General features: G+C 33.9%; 17 protein-coding genes. 1 reads left to right on the top strand and 16 read right to left on the bottom strand.

The genetic code is table 11. From position 1 onward, the window contains the following. Positions 1-10: 10 nt before the first annotated feature. Genes ACYQ3D_RS11645 through ACYQ3D_RS11635 form a run of 3 tightly spaced genes read right to left on the bottom strand, consistent with a single transcriptional unit; the run spans position 11 to position 2,216 of the window. Complete coding sequence (locus ACYQ3D_RS11645; RefSeq protein WP_459838542.1) at positions 11-1,648, bottom strand: DAK2 domain-containing protein; 1,638 nt, start codon at positions 1,646-1,648, stop codon at positions 11-13. Continuing rightward, entirely contained in the window at positions 1,641-2,006 is a 366-nt protein-coding gene (locus ACYQ3D_RS11640) for an Asp23/Gls24 family envelope stress response protein (protein ID WP_459838541.1), read from the bottom strand. Before ACYQ3D_RS11640 ends, ACYQ3D_RS11645 begins: the two co-directional genes overlap by 8 nt. A gap of 3 nt (positions 2,007-2,009) precedes the next feature. Then, positions 2,010-2,216 (bottom strand): DUF1858 domain-containing protein, encoded by a 207-nt coding sequence (locus ACYQ3D_RS11635; protein WP_459838540.1) that lies wholly within the window; start codon positions 2,214-2,216, stop codon positions 2,010-2,012. Positions 2,217-2,414: 198 nt separating this feature from the next. Here ACYQ3D_RS11635 and rpmB point away from each other — a divergent pair, with 198 nt between their 5' ends. Next, a complete protein-coding gene (gene rpmB / locus ACYQ3D_RS11630; RefSeq protein ID WP_459838539.1) occupies positions 2,415-2,645 on the top strand; it encodes a 50S ribosomal protein L28 in 231 nt (76 codons plus the stop codon). Positions 2,646-2,696: 51 nt separating this feature from the next. Here the strand turns inward: rpmB and ACYQ3D_RS11625 are convergent, their stop codons facing one another. The 13 genes from ACYQ3D_RS11625 to ACYQ3D_RS11565 form a co-directional block, all read right to left on the bottom strand. Further along, a complete protein-coding gene (locus tag ACYQ3D_RS11625; protein WP_459838538.1) occupies positions 2,697-3,905 on the bottom strand; it encodes an NAD(P)-dependent malic enzyme in 1,209 nt (402 codons plus the stop codon). Next, a complete protein-coding gene (locus tag ACYQ3D_RS11620) occupies positions 3,889-4,068 on the bottom strand; it encodes a hypothetical protein (protein WP_459838537.1) in 180 nt (59 codons plus the stop codon). Before ACYQ3D_RS11620 ends, ACYQ3D_RS11625 begins: the two co-directional genes overlap by 17 nt. 240 nt (positions 4,069-4,308) lie before the next feature. Continuing rightward, positions 4,309-5,550, bottom strand: a complete 1,242-nt coding sequence (locus tag ACYQ3D_RS11615) for an LL-diaminopimelate aminotransferase (RefSeq protein WP_459838536.1) — start codon at positions 5,548-5,550, stop codon at positions 4,309-4,311. A gap of 179 nt (positions 5,551-5,729) precedes the next feature. Continuing rightward, positions 5,730-6,158, bottom strand: a complete 429-nt coding sequence (locus ACYQ3D_RS11610; protein ID WP_459838535.1) for a PPC domain-containing DNA-binding protein — start codon at positions 6,156-6,158, stop codon at positions 5,730-5,732. Positions 6,159-6,272: 114 nt separating this feature from the next. Then, positions 6,273-6,551, bottom strand: coding sequence for a WDGH domain-containing protein (locus ACYQ3D_RS11605; RefSeq protein WP_459838534.1), 279 nt, complete (start codon positions 6,549-6,551; stop codon positions 6,273-6,275). Between the two features lie 132 nt (positions 6,552-6,683). Beyond that, positions 6,684-7,550, bottom strand: a complete 867-nt coding sequence (locus ACYQ3D_RS11600; RefSeq protein ID WP_459838533.1) for a radical SAM protein — start codon at positions 7,548-7,550, stop codon at positions 6,684-6,686. Positions 7,551-7,581: 31 nt separating this feature from the next. Continuing rightward, the gene (locus ACYQ3D_RS11595; RefSeq protein WP_459838532.1) at positions 7,582-8,823 is read right to left on the bottom strand and encodes a family 4 glycosyl hydrolase; all 1,242 of its coding nucleotides are present in this window, start codon (positions 8,821-8,823) and stop codon (positions 7,582-7,584) included. Between the two features lie 24 nt (positions 8,824-8,847). Further along, positions 8,848-9,213: an ArsR/SmtB family transcription factor gene (locus ACYQ3D_RS11590; RefSeq protein WP_459838531.1), complete on the bottom strand. Its 366-nt coding sequence runs from the start codon at positions 9,211-9,213 to the stop codon at positions 8,848-8,850. A 59-nt stretch (positions 9,214-9,272) separates the two neighbouring features. Beyond that, on the bottom strand, positions 9,273-9,914 hold the full coding sequence (gene trhA / locus ACYQ3D_RS11585) for a PAQR family membrane homeostasis protein TrhA (protein WP_459838530.1): 642 nt from the start codon (positions 9,912-9,914) through the stop codon (positions 9,273-9,275). Positions 9,915-9,948: 34 nt separating this feature from the next. After that, complete coding sequence (locus ACYQ3D_RS11580) at positions 9,949-10,953, bottom strand: lysylphosphatidylglycerol synthase transmembrane domain-containing protein (protein ID WP_459838529.1); 1,005 nt, start codon at positions 10,951-10,953, stop codon at positions 9,949-9,951. A gap of 165 nt (positions 10,954-11,118) precedes the next feature. Next, positions 11,119-11,484: a sirohydrochlorin chelatase gene (locus tag ACYQ3D_RS11575; protein ID WP_459838528.1), complete on the bottom strand. Its 366-nt coding sequence runs from the start codon at positions 11,482-11,484 to the stop codon at positions 11,119-11,121. 76 nt (positions 11,485-11,560) lie between these two features. Continuing rightward, positions 11,561-13,207: an FAD-dependent oxidoreductase gene (locus ACYQ3D_RS11570; protein ID WP_459838527.1), complete on the bottom strand. Its 1,647-nt coding sequence runs from the start codon at positions 13,205-13,207 to the stop codon at positions 11,561-11,563. Positions 13,208-13,353: 146 nt separating this feature from the next. Beyond that, positions 13,354-13,539 carry a hypothetical protein gene (locus ACYQ3D_RS11565; protein ID WP_459838526.1) on the bottom strand — a complete coding sequence of 62 codons (186 nt, stop codon included), beginning with the start codon at positions 13,537-13,539 and terminating at the stop codon, positions 13,354-13,356. Between the last annotated feature and the right edge of the window lie 202 nt (positions 13,540-13,741).

Below are 13,741 nucleotides of genomic sequence, written 5' to 3'. Positions count from 1 at the left end.
CATCACGCTCCTACTCTACCGAAATAATATAATAATAAATTGGTTGCTGACCATCATACATTTTAATATCAAACTCTGGATATTCCTCCTCTAGAGAAGTCTGTAAGTCTTCTTTATCAGCTTCAGCTACCTCTGCCCCAGTATAGACTGTAAGTAACGAATCTTCAGCCCTAACCATATTAGCAATTAAGTCTAAAGTAGCCTGGTTATAATCATCAGTTACAAGTTCAATATTTCCTTCAACTAAGCCTAAAATATCTCCTTCTGTAATATCTAAATCATTAATTTGACTATCTCGTACAGCATAAGTTACTTCTCCAGTTGTAACAAACTCTAATTCTTCCTTCATAGCTGAACTAACAGCACTTAACTCTCCTGTTTGATCAAAAGCCATCATTGCTGCAATCCCCTCAGGAATACTAGAGGTAGCCACTACACTAATTTCCTTATCAGTTAACTCTCCAACTTGCTCAGCAGTGGAAATAACATTTTTATTATTTGGCAAAATAATAATCTGCTGACTAGCAATCTCTTCAATCCCAGTTAATAAATCTTCGATGCTAGGATTCATTGATTGGCCACCTGGTAATATATAATCAGCCCCTAAATTAGAAAAGATATCCTGGAATCCTGCTCCAGCTGCTACTGCTAAAACTCCTAATTGATCAGATTTTACTGGACCTTCAGTTGACTCATTAGTTGTACTAGCCTCAATTTGCTCTCTATGTTGGCGAGACATATTATCAATCTTAATATCAGTCAACTCACCATACTCCAGGCCAATCTCTAAAGCCTGACCAGGATGATCAGTATGAATATGAACCTTCAATATTTCCTCCGCTGGCGCTACTAGTAGAGAAGATCCATACTCAGTAATTATAGTTCTTAATTCATCTGCTCCAATAGTAGGTTGATTAATCATAAATTCTGTACAGTAACCATAATCTTGGCTAGTCTCAGTCACTTCTTGTGTTGTCTCAACATCCTCTAAACCAGAACCAGAATCTAGCTCATCAGCTACCAAACCATGTAACAAGCCTGCTAATAGAATCTGGTACCCCTTACCTCCAGCATCAACTACATCAGCCTCTTGTAAAGTAGCAAGTAATTCTGGAGTCCGGGCTACACTAGCTTTAGCTTCTTTAACTACTTCTCTTAATAAAGTTACCAGGTCAGCTTGACCAGCTAATTCCTGGGCTTTATCACCTACATCTTTAGCTACAGTTAAAATAGTACCTTCCACAGGCTTCATCACTGCCTGATAAGCTACATTAGCTGCTTGTTCTAATCCGGCAGCTAACTTATCTGCTGTTAAAAGATCAGCCTGACCAATACCATCAGATAGTCCTTTTAGTAATTGAGAAAGAATAACTCCTGAATTACCTCTAGCCCCCATTAAAGCACCAGTAGCTAGTTCATCAGTAATACTCCCTACTGAATCTGTATCTGCTGCTTCAACTTCTTCTAGGGCATTAGAAATAGTAGCATACATATTACTTCCTGTATCCCCATCTGGTACTGGAAAGACATTAAGATCATTAATTTTAGTTTCTGCTTCATCTAAAGCTCTAGTAGCTGCTATTAACATTTGCTTAAATTCTAGTGCATTGACCTCTTGCATTTCTTGGTCTAACCAATCATTAGACATGATCAATCCTCACTCCCTGTACATTAATATTTATTTCTTTCAATTTAACTCCTGCTTTTTCTTCTATAGTATACTGGACTCTATCAATTACATTATGAGCTACTTCTGAAATTTTAACTCCGTATTCTACAATAATATATAAATCAATTTTAACTCCCTCTTCGACAACCTCAACATCAATACCCCGATCCAAATCCTTCTTGCCTAATAACTTCGAGATATCATCTTGGATACCTTGCCCAGCCATACCTACTAAACCATAACATTCTATAGCCGATACACCAGCTATTATTGAAATTACCTCCTCTGATATATTAACTACTCCTAGATCATTTGTCAACCGTTGACTATTTGACATATTCTATTCCTCCTTTCTGGTTTGTAATTGCTGTAATCTCTCTATTAATTCTGTAAGATTAGTATTATTAGCTCTAGCTGCTGATTCAAGACTATTAGTTATAGCACCTAAGCATTTAGCACATCCTAAGCCATAGTCTTCCAATATGTCCTTAGCTGCCGGATAATTAACCAATAATTCTGCAATAGAGGTATCCTTATCAATCTTCATTGTTTATACCTCCCACTCTGGATATTATTCCATGGATTATCATAAATTCCTGCTTCTAGACATAAAAATAAAAATCACCCTTGCTAATCACTTGTTATCTATGTTAAAATGTTTAAGTGAAACTAATAAAAACATACTTGATACCAGAAGTTTACTTACTTCTGAAATTTTCAAGATACACTTAAGGAGGTACTGATAATGGCTAAACATTGTGAAATCTGCGGTAAAGGATCTAATCGTGCTAACCAAGTACAACGTAAAGGTAAAGCAAAAAGAGAAGGTGGCGTAGGACAAAATGTTGCTAACCGTTCTAAAAAAGTACAAAAGCCTAACCTACAAAAAGTCAAAGCTATGGTTGATGGCAGTCCTAAAAGAATTAATGTCTGTACTTCTTGCCTAAAAGCAGGTAAAGTAGAACGAGCTTATTAATTCAAAATCTGAAAAAGCAAGGACATATGTCCTTGCTTTTTAATAATTTTATTATCTGAATTTTTGTTTAAGGTCTACTTTATCTAGTTCTTTAGCAGCTAAACCAGTATCAATAGCTGTTTCAGCTACCGCCCAAGCTACCTTATTAACTACTTCCTCATTAAAAGCAGCTGGAATAATAGCTTCAGCTGATAATTCTTCCGCACTGACTAAATCAGCAATTGCTCGACTAGCTGCTATCTTCATCTGCGAGGTAACTTCTGTAGCTTGCACCTGCAAAGCACCTTTAAAAACCCCAGGAAAAGCAAGTAAATTATTAACCTGATTAGGATAATCAGATCGACCAGTAGCAACTACTTTAGCTCCAGCTTCATGGGCCAACTCTGGATTGATTTCGGGAGTAGGATTAGCTAAAGCAAAAATAATAGGATCAGTAGCCATACTAGCTACCATCTCTTGAGTTAACACTCCAGGAGCTGAAACTCCAATAAAGACATCCTGATCTGGAATCACCTCTGCTAAACTACCTTCCTGTTGTCCAGGATTAGTCTTAGCAGCTAATCTAGCTTGAGCCCAATTCATATCCTCTACTTCGGGAGACAAAGCCCCAAACTTATCTACTAAAGTAATATTTTCAATTCCTACCTCAACTAATAAATCAGCAATAGCCAAACCAGCAGCTCCAGCTCCATTAATTACAACTTGTAAGTCAGTCAGTTTCTTTCCTACCTGTTTAGCTCCATTGATTAAACCAGCTAACACCACAATAGCTGTTCCATGTTGATCATCATGAAAGACAGGTATATCTAATTTCTGTTGGAGTTTTTCTTCAATCTCTAAACATCTAGGAGCAGAGATATCTTCTAAATTTACACCACCAAAAGTAGGAGCTAATCTAGTTACTGTCTCTATAATTTCCTGGCTATCAGTAGTATCAAGACAGATTGGAAAAGCATCAACTCCAGCAAACTCTTTAAATAATACTGCTTTACCTTCCATAACTGGCAGCGAGGCTTCTGGGCCAATATCGCCTAGACCTAAAACTGCTGTCCCATCTGATACAATAGCTACCAGATTCCCTTTAGCTGTATAATCATAAACCTTCTTGGGCTCCTGAGCAATCTCAGTACAGGGTTGAGCTACTCCAGGAGTATAAGCTAAAGTAAGATCATCTTCAGTTGCCACTTCTACTTTACTATTGACTTCAATTTTTCCTTGTTTAGCTGCATGTAATTGTAGTGCTTTATCTTTTAAAGACATAATCTTCCTCCTTAATCTTAGTTAACTGCTCGAGAGGGAGAATAGTAGTTAAAGGTAAATTAGTTACTTCCACTGTAGCTCTATCATTAATAATATACTTAACTCGGTAAGTTAATTCATCAAGTTGGCCTTGCAAGCGAACTAAATCACCTTGCTTGATCATGGCACCAACTCCTTAAATCAATTTAGTATATATATATTTGTTAACTTACTAAATAATAACTCCCTCTGTTAATTCCTCGTCCTCTTCTGTAGCTTCATCGACTACTTTATCATCTTCCACAAAATTAATATATTTCCTGCAAAATTATACAAATAATTCAGCTCAGTAAGGATTAATAATAACTATTTATTCCACACTATCATAAAAAAAGAACACGGGTTCCCGTGTCCTTAGCTTTAACTAAAATACAAATTCAACTTCAGATAGTCTATTTTTAATCTCAGCAATGATTTCTTTTTCTTCTGCTTTATCTTCAGCTTCAAAGGTAACAGAGAAGCGCACGAAGTTTCCAGCATCATCCCAGGGTACAGCAGAAATTAACCGCTCTGTGATTAAGAACTGGCAGAAATCTTCTGCAGTTTCAAACTCTCTACCATCTTTAGTTCCGGTAGGAATTTCTACATACATATAGAAAGATCCTTGTGGTTTTTGAGCAGCAAAACCAATTTCTTGTAAAGCTTCAGCTAACATTTCGTGACGGCGAGAATACTTCTGCGCTGTTCTCTCTGTAATTTCAGGATGGTTTAAAGCATAAACCCCTGCTTTTTGGATAGCTCTAAACTGACCAGAATCATTGTTATCTTTAACAGTAGCAAAAGCTTTAACTGCTTTTTGATTTCCAGCTATAAAGGCTAGTCGCCAGCCAGTCATATTAAAGGACTTAGATAAGGATTGGATCTCAATTCCTACTTCTTTAGCTCCTGGAATGGATAAGAAACTAAGTGGTTCTGTATCATCAAATACTAATCCTGCATAGGCAGCATCGTGAATAACTAGAATCTCATTTTCTTTAGCAAACTCAACTACTTCTTTAAAAAACTCTCGAGTAGCGCAAGCTCCTGTAGGATTATTAGGATAATTTAAATAAAGTAGCTTAGCTTTGTCCTTTTCTGCAGCAGTTAAACTATCTAAGTCAGGTAAAAAGTTATTTTCCTTACGTAAAGGTAATTCAACTACTTCTCCTTGGTACCATTCTGTGTGAGTTCCTAGTACTGGATAACCTGGAGTAGTCATGATTGTAATATCGCCAGGATTAATAAAAGCACTTGGTAACATAGCTAAAGCAGGTTTAGAACCAATAGAGTGGTTTACTTCAGTTTCGTTATCTAAATCTGTAACCCCAAAGATTTCAGCCATATAATCAACGGCAGCATCTTTAAATTCTTGGATACCATTATCAGCGTAGAATCTATTTTCTGGTTTTTGGGCTTCTTGATATAAAATCTCTACTACTCCCTCATCAGCCATCCAATCAGGTTCACCGACCCCTAAATCAATTAATTCTACATTAGGATTTTCTTGTTTAGCTTGTTTTTTAGCTCGTTTGATCTTTTCAAACTTATAAATATCATTGTCTTTACCAAATTGTTGTCCACCAATTCGTTCTGCAAATAGATGTTGTAGATAGTCTTCTTGTGACATATGTAGATTCTCCCTTCTCTAGGTTCTTCAATATATCATTATATAACATTTTGATTATTATGCAAATGTTTTATTACTTAGATAGATATTTATTAATTGCAAGATAAAATGCACGGTTTTTTATACCCGCATATATAAATTATTATCAAAATATATTAACATATGACTTTATATCAACCTTACCCTTTCCATAAAGGCAAACCAGTTTCCTGATGTAATCCTCTATTAAACTCTTCTCCTTTATATTCTTCAATTGCAAATTCACAAGCAAAAACAGTTGTTCCTTTAGCTAAATGGCCTCCATATAACTTCCCTTCTTCATTTCCTAAAGAAATATGAGCGTGAATTATTGGCTGACCATCTTTTAATGAAATATTACCTGATAAATTAACAATCTCTAGTGCTTCCTCAAAATATTCTTCTTGATATTCTTGAGTCACTTGATCGTAGTAGGATAAAGTAGCTTCTTTAACTGCACCAATAGCAGATACTTTTCCTGCTTTAATCTCCTCCTTCTTAATCAACTCAGTTAACTCTGTTAGTAAATCATCTCCAGTTTCTAAGCGCCCTTGATAGACTTTATTTACTTCATAATCTTTGACTAACATAAAATCCCCCCTTCTTTTATTAAAATTATCTCATACATTATATTCTATATTTACTATATCTGACCTGAAATTACTTTTTCTTACAGAATAAAACCATCCTTAAGGGTGATTTTATTAAATACAATCTAAATATTCATTTATTCGTTCATACTTTTCTTCTGTAGAATGACCATCCCACTCTTTTTTGTGTTCTGGTAGATGCCAACTAACTTGCCCAGTAGGTAATTCAATATATACCACTGGAAAATCAGGTTTGGTATAATCCATTCTAATTCCTGCATCATATCCTTTTTCAATTGCTGATGACATAGCTTGAAGAACTGCTTTATTTCTTGCTTCATAATCTCGTCTATCAGTCTGCTTTATCTCTTCTAAAGCTTCCTTCAAAGTCATTCTCTTTTAACCCTACTTTCTAAATTTATGATTTCTATTTTATATTACCATAAATTATAATTAACATCAAGAATGAGTATCATAAATGACTAAAGCAATTACAAAAAATGGTTTAGGCAGGATTGTTTTTATTTAAAATCCTCTTAAGCTTTCTGCTTTATATTCAGACTCATCTATTGCATTATTTAACTTTTTCAATAATTTATTTTTATCTTTATTTAAAGTACCAGCTAAAGATAAATAATTAGAAGCATGGTTGCTTCTAAAAATACAATTTGAAATCTCTAAATTATTAATCAGTTTTTTAGTTTCTATTATTACTTCTTGAGGTTCTAATAACTCAAAGTCTCCGTTTTGTATTTGATTATAAATTTCCGTTTCTTCGTCAACTAAAAGCGTTAAAAGAGCTAAATAATGCGGATTAATTTCATTAACTACTCGGGCGGACTCTTGTGCATGTTCTTTCCAGTTTGTTTTTCCTCCTAACCCGGAGATAAGAGTTACTGATAATTTAATACCAGCAGCAATAATTTTATTCCCAGCTTCTATCATTTCCTTAGAACTGACTCCTTTATTGACTTTGTTTAGTATTTTATCACTACCCGATTCGATTCCTAAATAGGCAATCTGCAGTCCTAAGTCTTGTAATGATTTGAGGTCAGCTACAGATTTATTTAAAATATCTCGAGGTGAACTATAGGTACCGATTCTTTTGCATTCAGGGAATAATTCATTTATTTTGGTTAGTATAGTTTTTAGATCCTCAATTTTTAGACATAATGCATTTCCATCTGCTAAAAATATACGCCTTACAGTCTCATAAGAATCCCTAACTAGTTGAAGATCTTCAATTACTTCTTCAATATCCCTTACTCTAAACTGTTTATCATTATACATGTTACAAAAAGTACATTTGTTATGAGAACAACCAATTGTCGTTTGGATAATAACACTTCTAGCTTCGCTTGGTGGTCGATAAACTTTGCCTTCATATCTCATTTTTTTATCCTCCTCAATTTAAATTAAAAAATTACTTCTTTACTTCATCGACTAAATCATTATCCCAAATTTCATAAGCTATATCATAATCAAAAACCTGAGGATTGGCCACTAAAGCTTGTAGAATATCTCCTTTCTCTTGGCTAATGGCTGCTCTAGTTGCTAATTTACGATAATCAGCTGATTGCTGAATAATACTTTTAATCTCTAAGGAAGTCTCTGATATTTGTAATGGGTGAATGCCAGACGAATTAACTACTGCTGGAACCTCTATAATCACTTCATCATCCAACCAATCAATCAAACCTTGATTAGGTAAATTAACTATAAATTGGCTCTTCTGCTGGTGGTTTAAAGCAGCCACTAACGGAATGATTACATCAGAATACCAAATTGCTCCCCGCTGATATATTACTTCCGGAATTTCTGTTAAATCTTCATCTAAAGCATTAGCAATTTTATCTTGCGTATCCAATAATTCTTTGGCTCGTAGTCTTTCCTCAGATTTTGCTTGTTCTACCTCTCGTTGATGATGATAATAATATTTTAAATAAGGTAGAGGAATTGCTTCTAAATCTTTAACTAAGTCAGTATTAACATCTAAGTCTAATTCTTCTACTTGGGCCAATAACTCATCTAATCTATCCTCACCAGCAACATAAACTCCAGTATACCAACCCAAATGATTTAATCCTTGGTATTCTACATCAATCTGATCTTCTTCTACCCCTAATAAATCAGCCATCTTCTGAATCATACCTACTGGTAAATCACAAACACCAATTACATTAAGGTCAGTCTCTGCTTCAATAGCTTGTTGTACTATACTACATGGATTTGTTAAGTTAATTAATAAAGAATCAGGAGCATATTTTTCAATTTCTTTTGCTAAATCCAACATAACTGGTATAGTTCGTAATGCATTAGCAAACCCACCAGGGCCAACTGTCTCCTCCCCAATAATATCATACTCTAGCGGAAATTCTTCGTCATAGGCTCTAGCCTTCATTCCCCCTACCCGAATCTGAGATAATACAATATCAGCCCCTAATAAGGCCTCCTGACGATCAGTTGTATATGTAACCTCAAAATCATAAGTTGATTGTTGAATTAAGTTCTGACATAACGTACCTACTTTTTCTAATTTAGATTTTGTTCTCCCATTTAAACAAATCTCATCAAACTCAACTTCTTCTGATCCCTCAATAATTGCATCAAATAATAATGGGGTATATAAACCACTGCCTCCAATTACTGTTAACTTCTGGCCCAACTTTATCCCTCCTAAATTAGTAAATCATTCCTGCTCCTCTAATACATGCTCTAGACCTTGGTTGAATAATTTCAAAATATGATCATCATCTAAGGAATAATAAACAATCCGGCCTTCTTTGCGATACTTGACCAAATTAAGCTCTCGTAATCTCCGTAATTGATGAGAAATAGCAGATTGACTCATCTCCAATAATTCTGAGATATCACAGACACATAACTCCTTATTAGCTAAAGCATTAATAATTCTAATCCGCGTCGGGTCACTTAAGACTTTAAAAGTAGCTGCTAATCTATCTGTTATAGCAGCTGATAACTCTTTATCTTGCACCTCAGTAATTGTCTTCCGGTGGGGACAATATTCCTCACAGAGTAGTACATCATCTTCCATTTCCATCCTCCTTTATTAAGCATTCTATTATTAATCTAGCCCCCTGTCAACCTAACGAGCTATTTAAAGACTAAAAACAGCATTGTAAAGAAGTGACATACACTTCCTAACAATACAAAAATATGCCAGATGGCATGATTATACTTCATTGTTTTCCGGACATAAAAAAAGGTTCCTCCAGTATAAAAAATACCTCCAGTTACTAAAAAGAAAATACTAGTTTGATTCATAGTTGTTAATAAAGGCTTAATAGCAAAGATAATTAACCAGCCCATAATTATATACAACAACGTAGCAAATATTTTAGATCGCTCAGTCCAAAATACTTCATATCCAGTTCCGATTACTGCTATTGCCCAAACAACTCCAAAAATAATCCACCCTAATCTACCTTGGAGAGTAATTAACGTAATTGGAGTATATGTGCCAGCTATTAGCAAATAAATAGATGTGTGATCTAAAATCTGGAAAATATCTTTAACTTTTCCGGCGTGAAAACTATGATACAGAGTAGAAGATAAATAAAGAATTACCAGTGTGGAACCATAAATACCAAAACTAATCATATACCAGATATTATCTAGATAACTAGCTAACACAAGCAAAATAGCTAAAGCTGCAATTGCTAGTCCTAAACCAATCCCATGTAAAATTGCATTAGTAATTTCTTCATTAGTAGTATATTGTGCTTCTTCAGACATAGTATCCTCCTTATAACTTTTAATTATCAACTACTTATTGGCCTAAATCAAAAACTTTAATAGCTAATACACCACCTAAAAACAAAGTAGTATAATAAGTAAAAAAACGCCAACTAGCTACTATAATCCCTATCTCAGACAGAGATAGCGTATTACTTAATAAACTAGCTAAAATAACTTCCACCCCACTACCTCCAGGCACTGGAATAAAGATAATAATTATATAAATCAATAATTGTACTAAAAGAAGATACCCTAAATCTATCTCTAAATGTAAACTTTTAATTATAAAATAAATAACAGAAAATTGAGCTAACCAAGAAACTATAGTTAATAATAAACCACTAGTTAACTCCCATCTACCAGCTTGTAAATACCTCCAGAGTGTTTGATAAAAAATACGGATTTCTCTAGCTAATTCACGCTTCCAAGCAAATATCTTCTTCCGATTAATTAATTTAGCGATTATCTTTCTATTTAATAACCAAAAACAAGCTAACACTAAATACCGTGGATGGTATAATAATAAATAAATCATTACCAATAAACCTAACATAAAAAAGGAAACACTACCTATTAAAACACTAGGATTAACATAGGAGACAAATAAACTATGTAACTTGATAAAGATTAAAGGTAGACTAAACGTAAAAAATAACAGCCGTAAAATCAATTCTACAATCACAACAGCACTAGCTTTACCCGAAGAGATACCTAACTTAGTCAAAGCAACTATTTTAATAGGTTGTCCACCAATACCTGAGGGAGTAATGTTAGCAAAGAAACTCCCCACTAATCCTATCTCAATAGCAGCTAACAAAGGGATTTTACAATCCACTCCCTTAGCTAATATCTGTAATTTATAGCCATTAATAAACCAGACAAAAAGCATAATTGCTATAATAACTAATATATATATCTTGTTTAGTTTTTGTAGGGACTGCCAAGTTTCTTCATTGATTGTACATAAAGTAAGTAATAAAATAACTACTAGACTACAACTAACTGCTAATAAAATATTATTCCGTAACTGCTTCATCTAATCCCCCACTAATTTCTGATTACTAACTAGTTTATTAGTTACTTAATATCCAACTATCAATTTATTCTCAATAACTATCTAGTATTCCTGCAAATTAATCATTATATTTCTACTCTTTGTAACCAACCACGCAAAAATTTCCTTTACCTAGTATCATTTATTCTAACTTATGTCTTTAATCTGGTCCGTTATAATTTTAACTAGGTTCTTATCTGCTCCAATAATTTCTGCCAATAGGAATTCAACCTTTGTATATTTCATTTTAAATTCTTTAATTCTATTAGGTATATATTCTTGGGTATAAAAACCCGGTAATAAAAATAATGGAACAATTACTATCCGCTTTATTCCTTCAGCTACTAACTCATCCACAACAGTAGCTAACTTTGGTTGAGAAAATCTAAGTACAACTCCTGTGATTTTCTTATCAGTTAGTTTGCTTTGTACTTTACTTATTATTTTCTGTGCAACTACACTTGATTCTTTCTTCTTACTCCCATGACTTAGTATAATAATTCTCTCTTCCATTTTATAACTCACCTCAGCTGTATAGTTGATTAGTAATCTAATATAAAAGATGGAGAATTCTCCATCTTTTATATTATTATAATAAATTCCAAACAGTAATACCACCAGTCAAATTCTTGACATTTTCAAATCCATTTTGTTTTAATATTTTATAGGCTAAATAACCACGATATCCTATAGCACAATAAACTACCGTTCTTTTATCTGGATCTAATTCAATAATTCTATTTCGTAATTCACTTAAAGGAATCAATTTAGCATCATTGATAAATCCAGTCTCATACTCCATCTCTGTTCTGACATCAAGTAATTGTACACTATCACCTGTTGCTAATAGATTATATAACTCGTAGGGAGTAATTATCTCCATTTCTCCTCGAAAAACATTAGCTCCTATCATTCCTGCCATAATTGTTGGCCCTTTAGCTGAAGAATAAGGGGGAGCATAAGCTAAATCTAAATCTTCTAAATCTTCTACAGTCATTTCCGCAGCTAAAGCAGTAGCTAAAATATCAATTCGCTTATCCACTCCTTCTTTTCCAATCACTTGTCCTCCCAATAACCTTCCAGTTTCTCTAGAAACTAAAATTTTAATTATTATCTGTTCAGCCCCTGGATAATATCCAGCGTGGTTATTTTTAGGTACATAGACTGTGTAATAATCAATATCTTGTCTTTGACATTGTTTTTCATTAAGTCCTGTCCCTCCAGCTGTCCAATCTCCAACCTTAATAATATTAGTGCCTAAGACTCCAGTAAATTCTTTATTTTTATTTCCAACAGCATGAGCTCCTGCTATCCGCCCTTGCTTATTAGCTGGACCAGCTAATGGAGCTTTAAATTTATGTCCTGTAACCAAATGTTTACTTTCTACTATATCACCGGCCGCATAAATATTAGGGTCACTTGTCTGCATTACTTCATTAACCTCCACTCCCTCTTTACCAACTTCTAACTTAGCCTCTTCAACTAAATCCAATCTAGGATAAGCTCCAGTAGCTACTACTGCAAAATCAACAGTCAACTCTTGTCCATTTTGTAATGTAACTTTTAAATTATTGCCTTCTTCAAACTTTCCAACTTTCCTTTCTAATAAAATATTAATTCCTAAATCTTCTAAATGTTTTATCAAAGGGGTACTCATCTCTTTATCTAACGTTGGCATAATTTGATCTCTCATCTCTATCAGGGTAACATTCAATCCTTGTTTTAATAACTCATCAGCAACCTCTATTCCTATATATCCTCCACCTACAACTGCTACACTAGTTGGATTCTTTTCTAATTCTTTCATAATCGCATCTGCGTCAGGTACAGTCTTCAAGGTGAAGATTTTATCTGATTCTACACCAGGCACTGGAGGTTTACTAGCTTCAGTACCTGTAGCAATGATTAATTTATCATAGGACTCAGTAAATTTTTCTCCTGTCTGTTTATTAGTTACCTCTACCTCTTTATTCTCACGATTTATCTGGCTTACTTGATGTTCAGTTCTCAAATCAATATTAAACCAGCCCTCAAAACGACTATCTGGTACCTGAAATAAATCTTCTCTATCCTCAATAGTCTCTCCTATATAATAAGGTAAACCACAATTAGCAAAAGAAGCATATGGCCCTTCTTCAAAAATGATTATTTCTGCATCTTCATCTTCTCTTCTTGCTTTAGCAGCTGCACTTGCTCCTCCAGCCACTCCACCAACTACTACGACTTTTTGTGTCATAATTACTTCCTCCTTCTAAATAAGTTGACTATCAATCTAATTTTAGGATTACACTAAATTATATCATTATGTATTAGTCACTTAATTAAATGCTAATCCATTACTTTTAATATTATCAACAAAATCAATAATAGAAAATTTGCATTTTAGTCAACTTTTTTGCTATACATATTAATACCTGTTTTAGCTACTTTAGCTCCAAATATTAAACTAACAATAAATTTTATTCCACTCATATAATTATTTTGATCTATAGGGCCAAATACCAATAATAGTGTCAACACCCCAATAATTAAAACCCCAATCAAATCATCTCTTTGCCCTTCATCCATTATAATATCCCTCCTACCTGAAACAATACTCTTGTTTAAAATATATAAATCAACTCCTATTTTTATACCTAAATATTATTTTAGTTTCATTGAGAAAGTGAAGCATTATTGATATATTGTGTCACCACAGGTGACACAGTCGTCAGTCGTGTGCTGTGTGCTGTCAGCCAATTCAAAACATTCAAATTCAAAATCTAACCCT

It is taken from the genome of Halanaerobaculum tunisiense (assembly GCF_054657635.1).
The sequence above is the reverse complement of the archived record's forward strand: the minus strand, read 5'-3'. Positions and strand labels throughout refer to the sequence as shown.